The organism is Brevundimonas sp. EU05-FHT14B11, assembly GCF_058790835.1.
In genome coordinates this window covers 137,947-160,164 of the sequence record NZ_JBYTCY010000003.1, presented here as the reverse complement: position 1 = coordinate 160,164, position 22,218 = coordinate 137,947, and the positions used below count along the sequence as shown (strand labels likewise).

Below are 22,218 nucleotides of genomic sequence, written 5' to 3'. Positions count from 1 at the left end.
GCCTCAGGTCAGGCCCAGCAGCCAGATGCGCAGCGGATTGGCCGGGTCGGACAGCAGCTTGGCCACCATCGCCAGGCAGACGATCACCAGAAGGGGGCGGATCAGTTTCGGCCCAAACCGCATGGCGGCGTGCGACCCTAGCCAGCCGCCGATCACCTGACCGACCGCCATCATCAGGCCGATCAGCCAAAGCGCATGGCCGCCGATGGCGAAGACCACCACCGAGACGACATTGCTGGCCAGGTTCAGCGCCTTGGTGTGCGCTGTCGCCCGCGTCAGCCCCATACCCAGCAAGGTGACCAGCGCCAGGGCGAAGAAGGACCCGGCGCCCGGTCCGAAGAAACCGTCATAGAAGCCGATGCCGCCGGTCACGGCGCCGAAGGCGAAGGGGGTCAGCCGGGCGTGCACATCCTCATCGCTCGCCTTGGGTCCGACCAGAAAATAGACCGCGATCCCGGCCAGAAGGACGGGCAGCAGGACCATCAGCCAGGTCGTGTCCACGAACGTCACGGTAAAGGCGCCCAGCGCCGCCCCAACCGCCGTCGCGGTCAATGGCCATTTCAGCAGGGCGAAGTCGATCCGCCCCTTGCGCCAGAATGTGTATGTGGCCGCCGCCGTGCCGAAGCTGCCCTGGATCTTGTTGGTCGCGATCGCAGCCACCGGCGGCACGCCCGCCGCCAGCAGGGCCGGAACTGTAATCAGCCCGCCGCCCCCGGCGATGGCGTCCACGAATCCGGCGAGCACCGCCGCGGCGAACAGCAGGGCGAGGATTTCAGGGGCAAGATCGAACATGGCGCGGCTTTACGCCGACCTTCGCCGTTGCGCATCCCGTTTATGCGGCGGAGGCCGTACGTCCATTCCTGACGCACCCATCGGCTACTCTACGGCCTGTTGCTACCCGACCTATCCGGACGCATCGGACGCTTCGGACGGTGTTTTCGATCCGCCCCGTTCGCACTCTTCGCACTGTCTTTTTTTGCGCGCGCATCCTGCCTTCCGCCCGCTTTCGGACTATTCAGGCGGCCCATGACCTATGACCTGATCGTTCGCGGCGGCGAAGTCGCCAATCACGCCGGACGCGGCCTCGCCGACGTCGGCATCATCGACGGCAAGATCGCCTTCATCGGCGACCTCGGCCAGGCCTCGGCGGGCGAGACGTTCGACGCGACGGGGCTGACGGTCCTGCCGGGGGTCATCGACACCCAGGTCCACTTCCGCGAACCCGGTCTGGAGTGGAAGGAAGATCTGGAGACCGGCTCGCGCGCCGCGGCCTTGGGCGGGGTCACCGCCGTGTTCGAGATGCCGAACACCGAGCCCAACACCACCGATCCGGACACCCTGGCCGACAAGCTGGACCGCGCCCGCGACCGCATGTGGACCGACCACGCCTTCTACATCGGCGGCACACACGAGAACGCGAAATACCTGGCCGAGCTGGAGCGCCTGCCCGGCTGCTGCGGGGTCAAGGTCTTCATGGGCGCCTCGACCGGCACCCTCCTGGTGGCCGACGACGACGGCGTGCGCGAGGTGCTGCGCCATGTGAAGCGCCGCGCCACCTTCCACTCCGAGGATGAGTACCGCCTCGTGGAGCGCCGCCCCCTGGCCCGCACCGGCGACTGGACCAGCCACCCGGAGGTCCGCGATCCCGAGAGCGCCATCATGTCCACCCGGCGCCTCGTCGGGCTGGCCAAGGAGACCGGCGCCCGCATCCACGTGCTGCACGTGACCACGGCGGAAGAGATCGAGTTCCTGGCCGGGCACAAGGACGTCGCCACCGTCGAGGTCACGCCCCAGCACCTGACCCTGGACGGCGACGAGGCCTATGACCGCCTCAAGGGCCTGGCCCAGATGAATCCGCCGATCCGCAACAACTACCACATCGCCGGCCTGTGGCGAGGGATCGAGCAGGGCGTCGCCGACGTGCTGGGCTCGGACCACGCGCCGCATACGCTGGAGGAGAAGGCCCGGCCTTACCCCGCCTCGCCCTCGGGCATGCCGGGGGTGCAGACGCTGGTGCCGGTCATGCTGACCCACGTCGCCAACGGGCGGCTGACGCTGGACCGCTTCATCGACCTGACCAGCCACGGCGCCAACCGCGTCTTCGGCATCGCCGGCAAGGGCCGCATGGCCGAGGGCTATGACGGCGACCTGACCATCGTCGACCTGAAGGCCAAGCATGTCCTCAGGCACGAGGACATGGCCACCCGCTCGGGCTGGACCCCGTTCGACGGCTTCGAGGCCACCGGCCAGGCCAAGGCCACCATCGTGCGCGGCCGCGTCGTCATGCGCGATGGCGAGATGCAGGGGACCGCCCACGGCCGCCCGGTCCGCTTCCAGGAGACCCTGGCCTGATGAAACTCGAAGAGCAGATCGTCCTCGTCACCGGCGGGGCGCGCGGCGTCGGCGCCGCCGTGATCCGCGCCTTCGCCGCCCAGGGCGCCCGCGTCGTCATCAACTTCCGCGCCAGCGAGACCGCCGCCCGCGAACTGGTCGACGAGTTTCCCGAACAGGCCGTCGCCTTCCGCGCCGACGTCACCGACCGCGAGGCGGTGCGGGAAATGGTCGCCATGGCCGAGGACGTCTTCGGCGCCCCGGTCACCACCGTGGTCAACAATGCCCTGGACTACAGCTTCAACGGCGACGGCCGGTCGCAGTTCGCCGACCTCGACTGGTCCGAGATGGAGGACCAGTTCGCCACCGTCGTGCGCGGCGCCCTGAACGTCATCCAGGCGACGGCGCCGGGCATGGCCGGGATCGGCTTCGGCCGGGTGGTCAACATCGGCACCAACCTGTTCCAGAACCCGGTCGTGCCCTACCACGACTACACCGCCGCCAAGGCCGCCCTGCTCAGCCTGACCCGGACGGCGGCCGCCGACCTCGGTCCGCAGGGGATCACGGTCAACATGGTCTCCGGCGGCCTGCTGCGCACCACGGACGCCAGCGCGGCCACGCCCGAGGCGGTCTTCGACCTGATCGCCGGCATGACGCCGCTGCGGTCGGTCACGACGCCCGAAGAGTTCGCCGACGCCGTCCTGTTCTTCGCCTCGCCCTGGAGCCGGGCGGTGACGGGGCAGAACCTGGTCGTGGATGGCGGGCTGGTGCGGGACTAGATCGAGAAGCTGACGCCGCAGCCGCAGCTGGACGCCGCGTTCGGGTTGCGCACCACGAACTGGGCTCCGGCCAGGTCGTCGACGAAGGCGATCTCGGAGCCCTTGAGGAAGGGCAGGGAGACGGTGTCGACCACGGCGGCCTGGCCGTCGGTCTCGATGCGGATGTCGTCGGCGTCGCCGGCCTCGATCAGTTCGAAGCGGTACTGGAAGCCCGAGCAGCCGCCGCCGTCCACCGCGACGCGCAGCAGCACCGGATGGCCCTCGGCCTCGCCCAGCTTCGCCAGGCGCCGCGCGGCGCTTTCGGACAGGGTCAGGCCATGACCGCCGGTGGGGGCGGAGACGGCGAAGGCGGGTGCGGATTGGACGGTGCTCACGCAGGCCTATATGAGGCGCGGACGGGCGTTCGCAAAGGGCGCCTGAGCGAATGAGCAGCCGAACTTGATCCCTGAGCGCGCGTCCTACGCCGAATATCCCGAGCACAGCCGAGGCCGGCTGTCGCCCGAGCCGATCAGCCGCACCCGCAACGCCTTCGCCCGCGACCGCGACCGGATCATCCACGCCACCGCCTTCCGCCGCCTGAAGGAGAAGACCCAGGTCTTCGTGGCGCACGAGGGCGACCACTACCGCACCCGCCTGACCCACTCGCTGGAGGTGGCCCAGATCGCCCGCTCGCTGGCGCATGCCCTGAGGCTGGACACCGACCTGGCCGAGACGGTGGCCCTGGCCCACGACCTGGGCCATCCGCCCTTCGGCCATGCGGGCGAGGACGAGCTGCAGGCCCAGATGGCCCCGTGGGGCGGCTTCGACCACAACGTCCAGACCTTCCGCGTCGTGACCAAGCTGGAGGAGCGCTATCCTCAGTTCGACGGCCTGAACCTGAGCTGGGAGACGGTCGAGGGCGTGGTCAAGCACAACGGTCCGGTCAGCCATCGGCTGGACGAGCCCGCCTGGCGCGCCATCGCCGACTACGCCCCGGGCTGGGACCTGCGGCTGAACAGCTTCGCCTCGCTGGAGGCCCAGGCCGCCGCCATCGCCGACGACATCGCCTACAACAACCACGACGTGGACGACGGCGTGCAGGCGGGCCTCTTCACCCTGGACGACCTGTCCGACGTGCCCCTGATCGGGCCGGTGCTGCGCGGCGTCCGCGCCGACTGGCCGGCCATCGACGAGCGGATGGTCCGTATCGAGGCGGTGCGCCGCATGATCGGGGTCATGATCGAGGACGTGCTGGCCGAGACCGAGCGGCGGCTGGAGGCGGACGGCGTCCGTTCCACCGAGGACGTGCGCATGGCCGCCCGCACGCTGGTGGCCTTCTCGCCGGCCATGCTGGCGGACCTGGGCGTGCTGAGGAAGTTCCTGTTCGAGCGGATGTACCGCCACTATCGCGTCAACCGGACCCGCAGTCAGGCGCGGCGGATCCTGGCCGAGATGTTCCAGCTGTTCATGGCCGAGCCCGAGACCATGCCGCCGGAATGGTCAGGCCCCGCCCAGGGCGGCGACGAGACCCGGCGGGCCCGGGCGGTGTGCGACTACATCGCCGGGATGACCGACCGCTACGCCATCGAGGAACACAAGAAGCTGTTCAGCCTCGACCTGGCCCTCGATCTGTGATTCGTAACCCTCGTCGGGGCGGGTAGAGTAGTTGGCCGACGCGGGCGATTCGCGGTCGGCGACGTTTCCAAGGCGCGGCCATGTCCCACGAAGATCCCTACCGTCCGAATCCGGGCCGCGACCGCGGCGCCTACACCCCGCCGACCGACGACGACCTGCCGTTCGAGCGCGGCGGCTATGATCCGCGCCGCGGCGGCGGACATGGCGGCGGCGGTGGAGGCGGCGGCAAGTCTCCGCCGCTGACCCTGATCATCTCCGGCGTGGTGCTGGTGCTGCTGATCATCGCGGTGGTGGTCTACTATCGCGCCGGTCCGCGCTCCTCGAACGACGCGCCGCCCGCCGTGGGCACGCCCGTCGGCGACATGAAGGCCGCCGCGCCCGTCGACGCCCAGCCGATCGACCCGGAAGCCGGCATCGACGTCTATTCCGGCGCCGAGGCCCCGACCGCGACCCCGACCTTCACTCCGCCGCCCGAAGCGGTCCAGCCGCGTCCCCTGCCGCGTCCGGTCGAAGGCGCGCCCCTGCCGGCGCCCGTGACCCGCCCGGCCCCGCCCGCCGTGACGGCGCCGCCGGCCGAGAAGGCCGGGCCCGCCACGCCGCCCGCCGCCGGCGGTACCTCGGGCGTGCAGATCGGCGCCTTCTCGACCCCGGCCATCGCCGAGCGCGAGTACGGCCAGGTCGTCGGCCGCTATCCGTCGCTGACCCGCGGCGCCACCCGCCGGGTGCAGGAGGTGACCTCGTCCTCCGGCTCGACCCTGTACCGCACGACGGTGACGGGCCTCAGCCGCGACCAGGCGACGGCCCTGTGCACCGCCATCAAGTCTGGCGGCGGCGACTGCATCGTGCGCTGATCCCCGGTGACCACGGCGGCGATCTACGGCTGTAGCGGCCACCGGCTGACGGCGGAGGAGAAGGCCTTCTTCGCCGAGGTCAGGCCGTGGGGTTTCATCCTGTTCCGGCGCAATGTGGAGAGCCCGGACCAGGTGCGGGCCCTGACCGCCGAACTGCGCGACAGCATCGATGATCCGAAGGCCCCCATCCTGATCGACCAGGAGGGCGGCCGGGTCCAGCGCCTGGGGCCGCCGCACTGGCCCAAATACCCGCCGGGCGACGCCTATCTCAAGGCGACCAACGATCCGCTGGCGGCCCGCGAGCTGGTCCGGCTGGGCGCGCGCCTGATGGCGCATGAGCTGAAAGAGGTCGGCATCGACGTCGACTGCGCGCCCGTCCTGGACGTGCCGGTGCCGGGCGCCCACGACATCATCGGCGACCGAGCCTACGCCCGCGATCCGGCGACGGTGACGCAGCTGGGCCGTGCGGCGGCCGAGGGCCTGCTGGCGGGCGGCGTCCTGCCGGTGATCAAGCACATGCCCGGCCACGGCCGCGCCTTCGCCGACACCCACAAGGAACTGCCGACCGTCCATGCGGATCTGGACACCCTGGACGGCTGGGACTTCGCGCCGTTCAAGGCGCTGTCGGACATGCCCATCGGCATGACGGCCCACATCATCTTCACGGCCATCGACCCCAAGCGCCCGGCGACCCAGTCGAAGAAGGCGATCAAGCTGATCCGCGAGCGGCTGGGCTTCGGCGGCCTGCTGCTGTCGGACGATCTGGTGATGAACGCCCTGTCCGGCACCCTGACCGAGCGGGCGCGGATGTCGCTCAAGGCCGGCTGCGACCTGGTCATCCACTGGAACGGCGTCATGGACGAGATGCGCCAGGTGGCCGAGGGCGTCGGCAAGCTGAAGGGCGGCGCCCGGCGCCGCGCGGACGCGGCCCTTGCCCGTATCGTTCACACGCCCGAGCCACTGGACTACCGCGAAGCCCGCGACCGGTTCGACGCCCTGATGGGCGGGCGGCTGGAGGCGGCGAAGGGGCCGGACGTGGCGGAGGCGCAGGCCTGATCCCATGACGGATGCCTTCCAGCCCAATCTGGACTTCGCGGCCGTCGATCAGGCGGACGAGCGCGACGCCTTCGTGGTCGATCTGGAAGGTTACGAAGGCCCGCTGCACGTGCTGCTGGCGCTGGCGCGGACGCAGAAGGTGGACCTGCTGAAGCTGTCGATCACCCGGCTGGCCGAGCAGTATCTGGCCTTCGTGCACGAGGCGCGGCGGCGCAACTTCGCCCTGGCCGCCGACTATCTCGTGATGGCGTCCTGGCTGGCCTATCTGAAGTCGCGCCTGCTGCTGCCGCGCAACGAGAAGGGCAAGGGCGACGAGGTCCCGGCCGAGGAGATGGCCGCCGCCCTGGCCTTCCGCCTGCAGAAGCTGGAGGCCATGCGCAAGGCGGTGGAGGCGATCCAGTCGCGGCCGCAGCTGAAGCGCGACGTCTTCACCCGCGGCGACCCGGAGGCGCTGGTCATCATCCCGTCCGACCGCATCGACGCCAGCCTGTACGAGCTGATGGCCGCCTATGTGCAGCAGCGGCGGCGCGAGGAGCAGCGGCGCTACAATCCCGGCCAGCGGGTCGAGGCCTTCCAGCTGGAGGCCGCGCGCGACTGGCTGCGCGAGGTCCTGCCCCGGCTGGAGCAGTGGACGCCGCTGGAGAAGATCGCCCCCGAGAAGCACGGCGACGAGGAAGGCCCCTCGCAGGCCAGCTATACGGCGTCTACCCTGTCGGCCAGTCTGGAGCTGGTGAAGGAGGGGGCCATGGACGTGAAGCAGGCCGAGGCCTTCGCCGACATCTTCCTCAAGCGCCGCGGCCAGGGCCTGCCGCTGGAACTGACCCCATGAGCCTTCAGTTCGCCCCCGACCACATGGAGATCGAGCGCCGCGTCGAGGCGCTGCTGTTCGCCGCCGCCGGGCCGCTGTCGGCGGCCGAGATCGCGCGCCGCCTGCCCGAGGGCGCGGACGTGGGCGGAGCCATCTCGGGCCTGCGCGAACGCTATCAGGGGCGGGGCGTCGAGCTGGAGTGCGTGGCCGACCGCTGGCGCTTCCGCACCGCCGCCGACCTCAGCTTCATGATGACCGAGGAGCGCGAGGAGCCGCGCCGCCTGTCCAAGGCCGCGCTCGAGACCCTGGCGATCATCGCCTACCACCAGCCCTGCACCCGCGCCGAGATCGAGAGCGTGCGTGGCGTGTCCCTGTCCAAGGGCACGCTGGATCTGCTGCTGGAGATGGGGTTCGTGAAGCTGAAGGGCCGCCGCCGCACGCCGGGCCGCCCGGTCACCTACGCCACCGCCGACAAGTTCCTGGAGCATTTCAGCCTGGCCAGCCTGTACGACCTGCCGGGCGTGCAGGAGATGAAGGCGGCGGGCCTGCTGGACCTGTCCATCCCCGTCGGCTTCGAGGTCCCCGACCCGAGCCGCGCGCCGGACGGCGAAGAGACCCCGCTGCTGGACGGCGCCGACGACGGCCCGGAGTTCGCGCAGGACTTCGTGTCGGAGGACTGACGGGACGGGCAGGGCGCCCGGGCGTCGGGCTCCGGTGCGGCCAAGTGATTAGTGGTTAGTGATTAGTGGTTCGATGCTGCGCCGCGAGTGCAGGACGACACCTGCCGGTGAAGCGGCCAACCACTAATCACTAACCACTAATCACTTTCCGGACGCCGACGGCGGGTGATGCATTCCCTTCAAACCCCTGCTAACCCGCTTCGATGATCGCTCGCCTTCGCCCCGTTCCGTTCGACCTCGGCCCCGTCCACTTCGTCGGCATAGGCGGCATCGGCATGAGCGGCATCGCCGAGATCATGCTGAAGATCGGCTATGCGGTACAGGGCTCGGACGCCAAGGCCAGCGCCAACACCGAGCGGCTGGAGAAACTGGGCGCCAAGGTCTTCATCGGCCATGACGCAGCCCATGTCGCCGACGGCGTCTCGGCGGTGGTCTATTCCACGGCGGTCAAGGCCTCGAACCCGGAGATGATGGCCGCGCGCGAGCGCCGCATCCCCCTGGTCCGCCGGGCCGAGATGCTGGCCGAGCTGATGCGGCTGCAGTTCTCCATCGCGGTCGGCGGCACCCACGGCAAGACGACGACGACCTCGATGGTCGCGGCCCTGCTGGACGCCGCCGGGCTGGACCCCACGGTGGTCAACGGCGGGATCATCAACGCCTACGGCACCAACGCCAAGGTCGGCGACGGCGACTGGATCGTGGTTGAGGCCGACGAGAGCGACGGCAGCTTCCTGCGCCTGAAGTCGACGGTGGCGATCGTCACCAACATCGACCCGGAGCACCTGGACCACTACGGCGACTTCGACGGCGTCCGGAAGGCGTTCGTGGACTTCGTCGAGAACATCCCCTTCTACGGCTTCGCCGCCGTCTGCCTGGACCATCCCGAGGTGCAGCGGCTGGTCGCCTCGATCGATAACCGGCGTCTGGTCACCTACGGGATCAATCCGCAGGCCATGGTCCGGGCCGAGAATTGCGACATGGGCCCCGACGGCTGCCGCTTCGACGTGGTGATCCAGCAGCAGGGCGTGGCCGCGCTGGAAGAGCCGATCCGCATCGAGGGCCTGCACCTGCCCATGGCCGGCTGGCACAATGTCTCCAACGCCCTGGCCGCCATCGCCGTGGCGCGCGAGCTGGACGTGTCGGACGAAGCCATCAAGTCGGGCCTGGCCGGCTTCGGCGGGGTGAAGCGTCGCTTCACGACCACGGGCGTCGCCAATGGCGTGCGCGTCATCGACGACTACGGCCACCACCCGGTCGAGATCGCCGCCGTGCTGAAGGCCGCGCGCCAGGTGGCCGAGGGCCGCGTCATCGCCGTGGTCCAGCCGCACCGCTACACCCGCCTGCGCGATCTGATGGAGGAGTTCTCGACCTGCTTCTCGGACGCCGACGTGGTGATCGTGGCCGACGTCTATCCGGCGGGCGAGGCGCCCATCGAGGGCGTGGACAAGCATGCGCTGGTCGACGGCATCCGCCGCTTCGGCCACCGCTCCGTGCAGCCGCTGGAGAACGCCGCCGTCCTGCCGCGCACCATCCGCGAAGAGGCGAAGCCCGGCGATCTGGTCGTCCTGCTGGGCGCCGGCGACATCACCAGCTGGGCCTACGCCCTGCCGGCGCAGTTGGAGGCGTTGGGGTAGGCCGCAGCTATCCCAAGTGATCCAGAATCATGTTTCCGGCGACGAAGGCCAGGAAGCCGACCATGACGAAGGCCGTCGCGAACGAGGTCAGCCATTCCTGCCGATCCTTCAGCCTCAGGATCTCGGCGTCATCCAGGCCCCCCGCCTTCATCCGCTTCTGATCCGCGTCGATGAAGGGGAGCAGGACGGCGAAGCTCAGGGCCATCGGCAAGAAGACGAGAACCAGATTGGCCAGGCTGGAGAAGGAGGCGCGCCCTGCGCTGAACCGGCCGAGGAATTCGTTCAACGCCTGCTGGTGGGACAGCGGCGCATAGGCGGCCAACAGGGATGCGATCCCGATGGCGTAGAGCGCGACGTAGAGCATGATCTGGCCTGGCGTCTTTTTCACGCGAGGGGGCGGCAGGGTCGGCTCCGAGCCGAAGCGGGGCATAGGCGCGCCGACCCGCCAGGCGCCCGAATCCTGCTTGCGCCGGACATGCCATGACCATCGATGCACGGCGCGATGGACGAGCGGCAGTCCCACGAAGGCCAGGAAGGTCGTCAGGATCAGGTTCAGCGCGGCCTCCGCCGTGATCGAGACCCCGGTGTAGACGTTGATCGCATAGACGAACGCGATCCAGCCCAGCAGCATGCCGACCGTCGCGATCAGCCATAACAGAACCAGTGTGAGGATCGCGGCGGGCTTCATGGGGCGAAGCTAGGGGATGGAGGGGTGCGCGGGCCAGTGAAACCGGCGCCGGAGTCGCACGCTAAGGCCAGGCGACCGCTTGCCCCCTTGGACATCGGCTCCGGCGCCGCTATCGGACTTCCCATGACCCGGCTCGACACCCTCCCCACCGTCCGCGGCAAGCTGCTGCTGAATGAACCGCTGGGGCCGTTCACCTGGTTCCGGGTGGGCGGAAACGCCGACGCCCTGTTCATCCCGGCGGACGCCGAGGACCTGGCCGACTTCCTGAAGGCGCTGGACCCGTCCACGCCGGTGACGGTGCTGGGCGTCGGTTCGAACGTCATCGTGCGCGACGGCGGGGTCGAGGGCGTGGTGATCCGGCTGGCGGGGCGTCCGTGGGCGCAGGTGACGACCGACGGCGACACCGTCACGGCGGGCGCCGGCGCGCTGGACTCGATGGTGGCCAAGGCGTCCGCGAAAGCGGGCATCGGCGGGCTGGAGTTCTATGCGGGTATCCCGGGCACCATCGGCGGCGCCCTGACGATGAACGCGGGCTGCTACGGCTCCGAAACCAAGGACATCCTGGTCTCCGCCTGGGGGCTGACCCGCCAGGGCGAGCGCGTGGACTATGCGCTGGCCGACTTCGGCTACACCTACCGCCACTCCGAGGCGCCCGCCGACATCATCTGGGTCGAGGCCGTCTATCGCGGGACGCCCGCCGATCCGGAAGCCGTGTCGGCCAAGATCAGCGAGATCACCAGCCGCCGCGAGCAGACCCAGCCGATCCGCGAGAAGACCGGCGGCTCGACCTTCAAGAACCCCGAGGGTCATTCCAGCTGGAAGCTGGTCGACGAGGCGGGATGGCGCGGCAAGCTGCACGCGGTCACCGGGGGCGGGGCCATGTTCAGCGAGCTGCACTCCAACTTCATGATCAACCCGGGCGAGGCGACCGCGGCGGACATCGAGGGGCTGGGCGACGCCGTCCGCGCCGACGTGCTGGCCAAGACGGGCGTCCAACTGGACTGGGAGATCAAGCGCATCGGCCGCCCGGCCGCCCGGACTTAAGCCTCCGTTCACCACGCTTCGCCAAGCTTGGCGGCATGATCTCCTTCCCGCTCCGGCCCGGTCTGACGCCGGTTCGCCTGATCGCGCTTGTCATGCTCGGTCTGACGGCAGGCCTGCTGTCCTACGCCTCCTCGCTGTTCTTCGCGGGCACGCCCGGCATCACCGCCTTCTGGCCGGCCAACGCCCTGGTGCTGGCCTATGTCCTGCGGGTCTGCCGGACGCCGCGGGAGAGCCTGCTGGCGCTGGCGGTGACGCTCGTCGGAATGGTCACCGCCAATCTGGTCATGGGACGGCCGGTCGAGGTCGCCGTGGCCTTCCCGATCGCCAATGTCGTCGAGATCGCCGTCGCCGCTTGGTTCATGCGGCGGATCGCCATGCCGTTGTGCGGTCTGCGCGACCTGCGCCAGTTCCTGCTGGGCGCCGTGCTGGGCGGCCCCCTGGCCTCGACCCTGATCGCCGCCTTCTTCATGTGGGTCCGGCTGGGAATGACCGGTGAGGCCTTGGCGGGGGCGGCGGGCACATGGCTTCTGGCCGACATGATGGGCATGGCCATCGTGGCGCCGTTCGCCCTGTCGCTGGGGTCCGTCGTTCGTGGCGCCTGGCTGAAGGGGCTGGCGGCGCCCATGGTCATCTGCGGGATCTGTTTCGTCCTGTGCTGGCAGGCGCAGGTTCCGGTCATCTTCCTGGCCTTCCCGCTGGTGGGGTGGGCGGTGCTGAGAGATCGCGACCGGGGCGGAGCCCTGGGCGTGGGAGCCGTGGCCATCGCCGTGATCGGCGCCGCCTTGCTGGGCCAGGGCCCCATCGCGCGCCTGCCGCAGTTCGGCGTGGACCCCGGCATCGCCGTGCCGGTCTTCTTCGGCGCGCTGGTCCTGACCGCCTATCCCCTCGCGGCCCTGCTGAAGGAACTGGATGTCGTCGCCGCCGAACTGGACCGTCGCCGCGCCCAGGCCGAGACGGACAGCGCCGCCAAGTCCCGGTTGATCGGACAGGTCGGCGAGGAGCTGCGTTCGCCCCTGACCGGGGTGGTCACGGTTGCGGAGATGTTGAGAAGCGGCCGCCTGGGCGAACTGAACGAGCGCCAGCGCGACCTTCTGGCCCGGATCGCCGAGAGCGGCGCGGAAATCGAGAGCCTCAGCCACGAGATGGTGGCGCTGGCGGACGGCGGCGGACGGGGATCGCGGGCGTCGTCGGTCGCGGAGGTCGTGGAGGCGGCGATCGGCTCGGCGCGCTTCCGCGCCAATCGGGCCCGGGTCTCGCTGCAGGCGCTGTCCGGCGAGCCCTACTGGCGCGCCGGCATAGACGCCGACCGCCTGAAGCGACTGGTTCAGGACGCCCTGGGCGCCGCCATCGACGCCGCGCCCGCGGGCACGACCGTCCGGGTGGTCGTCGGCCTGGCCGGCGACGATCATCTGGAGGTCACCGTCGAGGATGCCGGCGCGCGGACCCTGACCGAGCGCGAAACGCGGTTCGCCACGGCCCAGCGCACATCCCCGGCCGCGGACGGGGTGGCCTTTGATCGCGCCGAGCTGCGCCGACTGGGCGGCGATCTGTGCTTCGGCCCCGGCGCCCTGGGCGGGGGCAGGCTGACGATCGTGCTGGCCCGGGCGCCGAACGAGGCCGCCGTCCGGGCCGCGTGAGCGGCGGCCGGCTGCGGTCGTCGCACGGTCACCCTCAATTTATCTCGCCGGGGGCCGCTTCTGGTTAAGGCTTCTTAACCGTCCCCACGGCAATCGGTTGGGGGGCGCTGAAGATGCCCGGAGCCGATCATGACCCGCCCGCTTTCCGATCTGCACGTCGCCGTCCTGATGGGCGGGCTGTCGTCCGAGCGCGAGGTCTCGCTGAGCTCGGGCGAGCAGTGCGCGAAGGCTCTGGAAGGACAGGTCGCCCGGATCACCCGCGTCGACGCGGGCCGCGACCTGGCCCAGGTGCTGACCGCGCTGCAGCCCGACGTGATCCTGAACGCCCTGCACGGGGAATGGGGCGAGGACGGCTGCGTCCAGGGCATCCTGGAGACCCTGCAGATTCCCTACACCCACTCCGGCGTCCTGGCCTCGGCCCTGACCATGGACAAGGACAAGACCAAGTCGATCCTGCGCGCCGCAGGGGTCGAGGTGCCGGGCGGCGGCCTGTTCGACCGGTTCGAGGTGGCCCGCCGCCACGTCCTGCCGCCTCCCTATGTGATCAAGCCCAACGCCGAGGGATCGTCGGTCGGGGTCTATCTGGTGCCCGAAGGCGCCAACGGCCCGCAGGCCGAGGTCGGCGCGCCCGGCTGGACCTATGGCGACGAGGTGATGGTCGAGCCCTACATCCCCGGAAAGGAGCTGGCGGTCGCGGTGATCGGCGAGGCCTCGGGCCCGCGCGCCCTGACCGTGACCGACATCACTCCGGTGAAGGGCTTCTATGACTATGAGGCCAAGTATGCGCCGGGCGGGTCGGTCCACAAGCTTCCGGCCGAGCTGCCGGCCCATGTGTTCGAGGCCGCGATGCGGGAGGCCGAGCTGGCCCACAAGGCTTTGGGTTGCCGAGGCGTTAGCCGGTCCGACTTCCGTTATGACGATCTTAAGGACGTTCTGGTCCTCTTGGAGGTCAATACCCAGCCAGGCATGACGCCGACCTCGCTCGTTCCCGAGCAGGCCGCCTACTGCGGGATGGCGTATAAAGACCTGGTCCGGTGGATGGTGGAGGACGCCTCATGCCCGCGGTAGTTCGCGGCGGTCGGCGACAGAGTTCGAACCAGCCCGCAAAACGCGGCGCGGCTCCCGCAAACAAGGGGCGCGGCCGCGCACCTCGCAACGCCCAGGCCATTCCCGGCAAGATGGCGGCCATCGGCCGCCTCGACCTGTCGCCGCGCGCCGTGGTGATCTCGATCGCGGCGGGCGTGGTCCTGCTGGGCGCCGTGCTGGCGACCGGGGCGCGGGCCGAGCGGATCGGCGCCTCGATCGGCCAGGGCCTGGACGGCGTGACCGCCGGCATGGGTCTGAAGCTGGACAAGGTCTACATCGAGGGCGAGAGCCCTGAGGCCACCGCCGCCATCCAGCGGGCGGTGCAGCTTAACGCCGGTCAGGCCATGACCTCGATCGACCTGAACGCCGTGCGCGAACGGGTCGAGGCGGTGGGCTGGGTCAAGTCGGCGCGGGTCGTGCGCCTGCTGCCCAACACCCTCATCATCGACGTCACCGAGCATGACCGCCTGGCCGTCTGGCAGGTGGCCGGTCAGGCCTGGGTCATCGACGGCCACGGCAAGGTCATCCCGGGCGCCGACGCCGGCCGCTATCCCAATCTTCCGCTGGTCGTGGGCAAGGGCGCCGAACAGGCCGCCGCCGAGGTGCTGCCGCTGATCGCCCAGCGCCCGCGCCTGATGAGCCGGCTGGAGGCCCTGGTGCGCGTGGACGAGCGCCGCTGGGACCTGCGCCTGAAGGACGGCAGCCTGATCCAGCTGCCCGCCACCAACCAGGACGCCGCCCTGATCCAGCTCGACGAGATGGACCAGCGCCGCCGCCTGCTGGAGCTGGGATTCTCCCGGATTGACCTGAGAACGCCGGAAGAGGTCGCGGTCCGGCCCTCGTCCGCCGACGGTAGAGCTTGAGAGGGCAGGGGATGGCCGGACGGTCTGTGGACAAATCTGTTGATGGTCGGGGCGCGGCGGGCCGCGCGCCGGTCGTGGCCGCGCTCGACCTGGGTCAGTCCAAGGTCGGCTGCTTCATCATGAAGCCCGAGGGCGTGCGTCACGCCGACCGGACCATCCGGGTCGCCGGCGCGGGCCACGTTCAGTCGCGCGGCATCAAGGGCGGCGGCATCATCAGCATGGACGAGGCCGCCCAGGCCATCGGCCACGCCGTCGAGCGCGCCGAGCGCGCGGCGGGCTCTCCCGTCTCGGGCGTCGTCGTCACCACGGCCATCGGCCAGATGGCCAGCCACCGCGTCCAGTCGCGCGTCTCCCTGAGCCAGAACCCGGTCGGCGACGCCGACCTGGCCCGCGCCATCGGCATGGCCCTGGCGCAGATTCGCCTGCCCAACCGCCGTCCGATCCACGTCCTGCCGATCGCCTGGTCGGTCGACGGGGCGCGTGGCGTGCACGATCCGCGCTCGATGCGCGGCCATTCGCTGGGCCTCGACCTGCTGGTCGTCTCCATGGCCGAGAGCGCCTTCACGGCCCTGAGCCACTGCCTCGAACTGGCGCACCTGGACCTGCAGGGCGTGGTCGCCGCGCCGGTGGCCTCGTCGCTGGCCGCGCTGGAAGACGACGAGATGGATCTCGGCTGCGTCTGCATCGACATGGGCGGCGGCGCGACCTCGGCGGCGGTCTGGGGCGGACGCAGCCTGCTGCACATCGAATCGCTGAACGTCGGCGGCGACCATGTCACCGCGGACATCGCCCGCGGCCTGTCGACCTCCCGTGCGGGGGCCGAGCGGCTCAAGACCCTGCACGGCTCGGCCATGGCCTCGGCGAACGAGGACCGCGAGATGCTGGAGGCCCCGCCGCGCGGCGAGGATCCGTCCGCCGGGCCGGTCGTGGTGCCGCGCGCCATGCTGAAGACCGTCATCGCCCCGCGCGTGGAGGAGACGCTGGAGCTGCTCCGCGACCGCCTGCGCAGCGCCGGCGTGGGCCTGGAGCCGGGCGCCGGCCTGGTCCTGACCGGCGGCGCGAGCCAGCTGAACGGCGTGCGCGAACTGGCGGTGCGGGTGTTCGACCGCCCGGTCCGCCTGGGCAAGCCCCAACGGGCGCCTCACCTGGCCGACGCCGCCTCCGGCCCGGCCTTCTGTTCGGCCGCGGGCGTGCTGCTGCGGGCCGCCTACGGCCCGCGCGAAGCCGTTTCGGCCCGCAAGCTGATGTCCCGGCAGATCACCGCCGCGGACGCCCCCCGCGCCCACGCCGGCGGCCTGGTGGCCCGCGCCGCGGGCTGGCTGCGCGAGAACCTTTAAGGCGCCGCCGAGGCGAGCCGCGACGCCCGCAAGGTCGCATTTTGCCGCTATCTCGCCGCAAGGGGCGGTTTTTCTCGCTTGGATGGCGAGACTGTGTCCGGATTGTAACAACCGAGGTCTTGAGTGGTCGCCGTGCGGCCACATTCTCTTGTCGCCGCCATCTTTGCTGCTAGCGTGCCGAGAGAAGCAGTGTGCCGTTCTGTGACGGTCGCTGCGTCCTGCATCATCATCGGTTGGGGCCCAACACATGCTAATCAAGCGCAAGTACCTCTTTGGCACGACGATCCTGGCGGGGGTCATGGCTGTGGCGGCTCCGGCCTTCGCGCAGAGCCAACTTCCGGGCGTCACCGTCCAGGGCGAGTCCGCCCAAGACGCGACCGACCTCGGCGAAGTCGTCATCACCGGCACGCGTATCCGTCGTGACCCGACCAACTCGCCGACCCCGCTGATCCAGGTGAACCGCGAGCAGCTGCTGGAAACCGGCCAAGCGACCGTCATCGACTACCTGGCCACCATCCCGGCCCTGTCGAACTCGCAGGTTCCGTCGGACACCACCGGCGCGCTGAACATCGGCGGTCTGTCGCTGGCCAACCTGCGCTCGCTGGGTTCGACCCGCACCCTGACCCTGGTTGACGGCCGTCGCCACGTCTCGTCCTCGTCCGGCACCCTGGCCGTCGACGTCGACTCGATCCCGCGTCTGCTGATCGAGAACATCGAAATCGTCACCGGCGGCGCCTCGTCGGTCTACGGCGCTGACGCCGTCGCCGGCGTGCTGAACTTCGTCCTGCGCAAGGACTTCGAAGGTCTGGAAATCGACGCCCGCTACCGTCAGATCAACCAAGACGGCCAAGCCAACATCGATATCGCGGCCCTGCTGGGTCACAACTTCCTCGACGACCGTCTGAACGTCTATCTGTTCGCCGAGCACGAAGACATCGACCGGATCCGCCCGGCCGACATGGACTGGCTGCGCGACGCCTCGCTGCTGGTCGGCAACGACGCCGATCCGACCGCCGCGCCGTACGACAACCAGGTGGACTCGCTGCTGTACAGCGGCCTGCGCACCCTGTCGCGCATGCCCTGGGGCGTCACCGTCCTGGCCAACACGCAACGTCCGAGCGCGACCACCGACCCCGACGTTCCGGCCGGCGCCTGCGCCAGCCGCGCTGGTTTCGCCGACGGCCTGGGCAACCTGAACTTCGTCGCGCCCAGCAGCAACTGCTTCAACCTGGAGCCGGGCAAGACCTACCTGTACGACGGCACGACCCCGCGTCTGGCCAACTTCGGCGTCCGCGTCAGCCAGACCGGCCTGAACCGCACGCTGAACATCGGCGGCGACGGCATCAACCCGAACACCGAGTTCGCGGGCGACACCGCCACGCCGCGTTCGGTTTCGAGCCGCTTCCAGACCGGCCTGAACTTCCGTCTCTCGGACAGCATCAACCTGTATGCTGAAGCCAAGTACACGACCGAAGAAACCGACATCATCACCCAGCCGGTGTTCGGCGACGTCATCATCCGTGACGGCGTGGAAGTCGTGACCCGCGCCAGCGCGGCTCCGGGCGCTGCCCAGACCTTCCGGATCGTCGGCGCCAACGAAGTTCAGCCGATCTTCAACAACCAGACCTTCATCACCCGTCTGGACAACGCCTTCCTGCCGGCCAGCCTGCGCACGCTGATTTCCCAAAACCGCTACCAGCAATACGGCGCCGGCACCGCCAGCGGTCCGGGCGCTCCGACGAACCCGGAAGGTACGGCTGACGGCCTGACGCCGGGCGCCTTCGCCCGTCACCGCTTCTTCTCGAACGACCGGAAGCAGTTCAACACCCGCGACGTGCAGCGTTACGTCGTCGGCGGCAACGGCGACCTGGGCGACTTCGGCTTCATCCGCGACCTGGCGTGGGACCTGTCCTACACCTACGGCAAGATGGAGAACGAGAACCGCGAAGAGGGCGTCGACATCCTGCGCTTCGGCCTGGCGCAAGACGCCGTGGTCGACACGACCGGCGCCCTGGGCACCGTCGGCGCCATCGTCTGCCGTGCGCGCCTGCTGGACCGTCAGGGCCAGTTCGTCGCGGACTACCGTCCGGGCTCGCAGAACCTCACCACGCTGGCCTACGACAAGAGCCTGCGTGCGACCGATCCGTCGGCCATCGACAACTGTAAGCCGCTGAACGTGTTCGGCCCGGGCAACCAGTCGCAGGAAGCCCTGGATTACGTCTACGCCGACCTGACCGTCCGCGAGCAGAACGAACAGCACAACGCGATCTTCTCGCTGGCTGGCCGTCTGTGGGACGTGCTGGGCGCGGGTGAGATGGGCGTCGCCATCGGCGGCGAATACCGCAAGGAAATCGCTTCGGGCATCGGTCGTGACGCCGACACCCGCGGTCGCTGGCTCTTCCTGAACACCGGCGCCGACATGCCGGAAGCCTCCTACGAGTCCAAGGAAGCCTTCGCCGAAATCTCCCTGCCGCTGATCCGCGATCACTGGCTGGGCGAGTACGCCGAACTGTCGGCCTCGTACCGCTACGCCGACTACGATCTGTACGGCAACGCGGACGTCTACGGCGTGAACCTGGTCTACCGTCCGATCCCGGACATCACCTTCAAGACCAGCTACAACACCTCGTTCCGCGCTCCGACGCTGTTCGAAGGCTTCCGCGGCACCGCGCAGACCTTCGCCAACGGCTTCACGGACTCCTGCGACGCCCGGGTCATCTCGCAACTGAGCGACCCGAACCTGCGTAGCCGCCGGATCCAGAACTGTACCGCTCTGGCGGCGCAGCGGGGCGTCACGGGCCTGACCTTCGACTACAGCGACATCAACGACGGCGACGGCACCGTCCGTTACACCCCGATCGACAACGGCCAATACGGCGCGGGTTCGATCGCCGGTGTGAACGCCGGTAACCGCAACCTGAAGCCGGAAACCTCGGACAGCTTCACCTTCACGGTGGGCCTCCAGCCGCGGTTCATCCCGAACTTCTCGCTGGTCCTCGACTACTACGAGATCCAGATCGACGACGTGATCGCCTCGGTTTCGGCCCAGACCGCCGCCAACCTCTGCGTCAACGGCCCGGACAACGGCCAGCCCGCTGGCCCGACGCCGACGCTGAACCAACAGTTCTGCGACAGCATCACGCGTAGCGGCACGAGCTTCCTGGTCACCACCTTCGTCCAGCAGTCGTACAACTACGCCAAGCGCACCACCCGCGGCCTGGACTTCACCGCCCGTTACAGCTTCGACTCGCAAGAGCTGTTCGGCCGCAACTTCGGCACGTTCAACTACTCCCTGCGCGGGTCTTGGCTGATCGAGCAGAAGAACTTCAACAACATCGCTGACCCGAACGACTTCACGGAATCGGCGAGCACGGTCTTCTTCCCGCGCGTTCGTCTGACCTCGCAACTGGCGTGGGCTCCGACCGACGCCCTGACCGTGACCTGGGGTGTCGACTGGCAGTCGTCGCAGAACATCTCGTTCCTGCGTGACTTCGTCCGCAACCCGGACGCTTCGGACGTGAACTACATCGAGACCGGCAACTTCGCCCGTCACGACCTGAACGTTCGCTTCAACGTTCGCGACGACCTGACCCTGTCGGCCGGCGTGACCAACATCTTCGACGCCGAGCAGCCCGCGTGGCTGAACGCGGGCGCGCTGGTCAGCTCGTTCGACCCCTACGGTCGCCGCTTCAACATCGGCCTGAACTACCGTCCCTGGTAAGTCCGGTCTGATCTGAAACGGAAAGGGCGGCTCGAAAGAGCCGCCCTTTTTCGTTGCGCCGATACGAAGGCCCGACCGGCGTCATCCACCGCCGAAGGGGCGTTTTCTGTTGTGAAGGTTAATGAAACTCGTGGCTGGAGCTCCGACTCAGCCTATCCGGTAACACTCCCTTAAGCAGTTCGGGCGCTTCCTTAACGCGCTCATAACCAATGCGATTCGGCGGGGTTCTCGCATTGGGACTGCAAGGGCAGGGTCGGAATTAGGGTCGGAAAACATGTCTCTCTCGCTGGTGCGTCCGCAAGCTACGGAATTGAAGCCCCGCATCGTCGTGTTCGGCGTCGGCGGAGCCGGCGGGAACGCCGTCAACAACATGATCGACGCCGGTCTCGAGGGCGTTGAGTTCGTGGTGGCCAACACCGACGCGCAGCACCTGTCGTTCGCCAAGACCGACCGCCGCATCCAGCTGGGCGAGACGATCACGCAAGGCCTGGGCGCCGGCGCCCACCCCGAGGTCGGCATGAACGCCGCCGAGGAATCCGCCGAGGAAATCTTCGGGCACCTGGACGGCGCCCACATGGTGTTCATCACCTGCGGCATGGGCGGCGGCACCGGCACCGGCGCGGCCCCCGTCATCGCCAAATGCGCCCGTGACCGCGGCATCCTGACGGTCGGCGTGGTGACCAAGCCCTTCACCTTCGAAGGCCGTCACCGCATGCGCCTGGCCGAGGCCGGCATCGCCGAGCTGCAGCGCTACGTCGACACCCTGATCGTCATCCCGAACCAGAACCTGTTCCGCGTCGCCAACGAGCGCACGACCTTCGCCGACGCGTTCGGCATGGCCGACCAGGTGCTGCACTCGGGCGTCCGCTCGATCACCGACCTGATGATCCTGCCCGGCCTGATCAACCTGGACTTCGCCGACGTGCGCGCCGTCATGTCCGAGATGGGCAAGGCGATGATGGGCACCGGCGAGGCCACGGGCGACGACCGCGCCCTGATGGCGGCCCAGAACGCCATCGCCAACCCGCTGCTGGACGAAACCTCGCTGAAGGGCGCCAAGGCCGTGCTGGTGAACATCACCGGCGGCATGGACATGACCCTGCTGGAAGTCGACGAGGCCGCCAACGCCATCGCCGGCGAAGTGGACGCGGACGCCAACATCATCTTCGGCGCCGCCTTCGATCCCGCCCTGGACGGCAAGATCCGCGTCTCGGTCGTCGCGACCGGGATGGAGGACCTGGCTGCGGCCAAGGCCCCGCCGTCGACCGGCTCGGTCTTCGAGACCCGCCGTCCGGCCCCCGCCTTCGCGCCGCGCGCGCCGGAGCCGGTTCGCACCGAACGTGCGGCCGAGCCGGTCCGCGCCGAACTGCGCAACCGGGCCGAAGAGGTGCCGATCGTCCCCACCTTTCAGTCCGCTCAGCCGACGTACGGCGCTGTAGCCCAGGCCCCCGAGGCCCGGCCGGAGCCGGTCATCCACGTCGCCGAAGAGCGTACGCTGGAGCCGATCGTCGATCCGTGGGTCGAGGAATATGAGTCCGGCCCGCGTTCGGCCGTCGAAAAGGCCCCGCAGGCCCAGGGCGAGCTGTACCTGGACCGCGCCGCCGCCGCGGCCGAGCCCGCGCCGCGTCCGGAACCGGCGTACGACGACTATGACGACCGGGACCACCGCAAGAGCGGCTGGAGCCTGTTCGGCAAGAAGCGCACTCAGCCGCAACCGACCTATCCGGCGGGCGGCAATCGCCAGACGGAAATGCGCCAGACCACTCAAACCCAGCCGACCGTCGAGCCGGAACTGGGCCAGGCCGAGGACGATCTCGAGATTCCGTCCTTCCTGCGTCGCCTGGCCAACTAGACCCCCTGCGCATCGCCTGCATCGCCGCCCCGGAGGAGACTCCGGGGCGGTTTTGCATGGGCGAGCGGTCGAGAAAGCCGCTTCGCGCGGCGCCCGATGCGCGCCCGGCGGGCAAGGAACCGGACGTGATCCTCTTCGCCGTACGGCGGGGTCCTGTTTCAGGCCGAAACAATCCGAAACCCGACTTTGATTTTCCGCTTGTTCACCATCCTCTAGACCGTGCGTGGGGCGAACTCC

Annotated in this window: 18 protein-coding genes; 15 read left to right on the top strand and 3 right to left on the bottom strand. The window is 69.4% G+C overall.

Annotated elements, in window-relative coordinates; genetic code table 11:
* Positions 1-3: 3 nt before the first annotated feature.
* Positions 4-792, bottom strand: a complete 789-nt coding sequence (locus AC3WRV_RS13955) for a TSUP family transporter (protein WP_492313729.1) — start codon at positions 790-792, stop codon at positions 4-6.
* 234 nt (positions 793-1,026) lie between these two features.
* Here AC3WRV_RS13955 and AC3WRV_RS13950 point away from each other — a divergent pair, with 234 nt between their 5' ends.
* Both AC3WRV_RS13950 and AC3WRV_RS13945 read left to right on the top strand, forming a co-directional pair.
* The gene (locus AC3WRV_RS13950) at positions 1,027-2,352 is read left to right on the top strand and encodes a dihydroorotase (protein WP_492313728.1); all 1,326 of its coding nucleotides are present in this window, start codon (positions 1,027-1,029) and stop codon (positions 2,350-2,352) included.
* Entirely contained in the window at positions 2,352-3,110 is a 759-nt protein-coding gene (locus tag AC3WRV_RS13945; protein WP_492313727.1) for a 3-oxoacyl-ACP reductase, read from the top strand. The genes AC3WRV_RS13950 and AC3WRV_RS13945 overlap by 1 nt, the downstream gene beginning before the upstream one ends.
* Here AC3WRV_RS13945 and erpA read toward each other — a convergent pair.
* Positions 3,107-3,484 (bottom strand): iron-sulfur cluster insertion protein ErpA, encoded by a 378-nt coding sequence (gene erpA, locus AC3WRV_RS13940; RefSeq protein WP_492313726.1) that lies wholly within the window; start codon positions 3,482-3,484, stop codon positions 3,107-3,109. The genes AC3WRV_RS13945 and erpA overlap by 4 nt on opposite strands.
* Positions 3,485-3,548: 64 nt before the next feature.
* On the opposite strand from erpA, the gene AC3WRV_RS13935 reads away from it, so the two are divergent.
* The 6 genes from AC3WRV_RS13935 (at position 3,549) to murC (ending at position 9,753) form a co-directional block, all read left to right on the top strand.
* On the top strand, positions 3,549-4,724 hold the full coding sequence (locus AC3WRV_RS13935) for a deoxyguanosinetriphosphate triphosphohydrolase (RefSeq protein WP_291839893.1): 1,176 nt from the start codon (positions 3,549-3,551) through the stop codon (positions 4,722-4,724).
* Positions 4,725-4,804: 80 nt separating this feature from the next.
* Positions 4,805-5,575 carry an SPOR domain-containing protein gene (locus AC3WRV_RS13930; RefSeq protein WP_492313725.1) on the top strand — a complete coding sequence of 257 codons (771 nt, stop codon included), beginning with the start codon at positions 4,805-4,807 and terminating at the stop codon, positions 5,573-5,575.
* Between the two features lie 6 nt (positions 5,576-5,581).
* Positions 5,582-6,631 carry a beta-N-acetylhexosaminidase gene (gene nagZ / locus AC3WRV_RS13925; RefSeq protein ID WP_492313724.1) on the top strand — a complete coding sequence of 350 codons (1,050 nt, stop codon included), beginning with the start codon at positions 5,582-5,584 and terminating at the stop codon, positions 6,629-6,631.
* 4 nt (positions 6,632-6,635) lie between these two features.
* Positions 6,636-7,460 carry a segregation and condensation protein A gene (locus tag AC3WRV_RS13920; protein ID WP_492313723.1) on the top strand — a complete coding sequence of 275 codons (825 nt, stop codon included), beginning with the start codon at positions 6,636-6,638 and terminating at the stop codon, positions 7,458-7,460.
* Complete coding sequence (scpB, locus tag AC3WRV_RS13915) at positions 7,457-8,119, top strand: SMC-Scp complex subunit ScpB (RefSeq protein ID WP_492313722.1); 663 nt, start codon at positions 7,457-7,459, stop codon at positions 8,117-8,119. The genes AC3WRV_RS13920 and scpB overlap by 4 nt, the downstream gene beginning before the upstream one ends.
* Before the next feature lie 203 nt (positions 8,120-8,322).
* Positions 8,323-9,753, top strand: a complete 1,431-nt coding sequence (gene murC, locus AC3WRV_RS13910; RefSeq protein ID WP_492313721.1) for a UDP-N-acetylmuramate--L-alanine ligase — start codon at positions 8,323-8,325, stop codon at positions 9,751-9,753.
* A 7-nt stretch (positions 9,754-9,760) separates the two neighbouring features.
* Here murC and AC3WRV_RS13905 read toward each other — a convergent pair whose 3' ends face one another.
* Positions 9,761-10,441, bottom strand: coding sequence for a hypothetical protein (locus tag AC3WRV_RS13905; RefSeq protein WP_291836736.1), 681 nt, complete (start codon positions 10,439-10,441; stop codon positions 9,761-9,763).
* A gap of 123 nt (positions 10,442-10,564) precedes the next feature.
* Here AC3WRV_RS13905 and murB point away from each other — a divergent pair, with 123 nt between their 5' ends.
* The 7 genes from murB to ftsZ all read left to right on the top strand — a co-directional run bounded on the left by murB (position 10,565) and on the right by ftsZ (position 21,981).
* Positions 10,565-11,485, top strand: a complete 921-nt coding sequence (gene murB, locus AC3WRV_RS13900; protein ID WP_492313720.1) for a UDP-N-acetylmuramate dehydrogenase — start codon at positions 10,565-10,567, stop codon at positions 11,483-11,485.
* Positions 11,486-11,520: 35 nt separating this feature from the next.
* A complete protein-coding gene (locus tag AC3WRV_RS13895) occupies positions 11,521-13,122 on the top strand; it encodes an MASE1 domain-containing protein (RefSeq protein ID WP_492313719.1) in 1,602 nt (533 codons plus the stop codon).
* Between the two features lie 129 nt (positions 13,123-13,251).
* Complete coding sequence (locus AC3WRV_RS13890; protein WP_492313718.1) at positions 13,252-14,190, top strand: D-alanine--D-alanine ligase; 939 nt, start codon at positions 13,252-13,254, stop codon at positions 14,188-14,190.
* Positions 14,178-15,071, top strand: a complete 894-nt coding sequence (locus AC3WRV_RS13885; RefSeq protein WP_492313717.1) for a cell division protein FtsQ/DivIB — start codon at positions 14,178-14,180, stop codon at positions 15,069-15,071. The genes AC3WRV_RS13890 and AC3WRV_RS13885 overlap by 13 nt, the downstream gene beginning before the upstream one ends.
* A gap of 11 nt (positions 15,072-15,082) precedes the next feature.
* Positions 15,083-16,408 (top strand): cell division protein FtsA, encoded by a 1,326-nt coding sequence (ftsA, locus tag AC3WRV_RS13880; RefSeq protein ID WP_492313716.1) that lies wholly within the window; start codon positions 15,083-15,085, stop codon positions 16,406-16,408.
* A 247-nt stretch (positions 16,409-16,655) separates the two neighbouring features.
* Positions 16,656-20,129 (top strand): TonB-dependent receptor domain-containing protein, encoded by a 3,474-nt coding sequence (locus AC3WRV_RS13875; protein WP_492313715.1) that lies wholly within the window; start codon positions 16,656-16,658, stop codon positions 20,127-20,129.
* Positions 20,130-20,403: 274 nt separating this feature from the next.
* Positions 20,404-21,981: a cell division protein FtsZ gene (ftsZ, locus tag AC3WRV_RS13870; RefSeq protein ID WP_492313714.1), complete on the top strand. Its 1,578-nt coding sequence runs from the start codon at positions 20,404-20,406 to the stop codon at positions 21,979-21,981.
* The last annotated feature ends 237 nt before the right edge of the window (positions 21,982-22,218 follow it).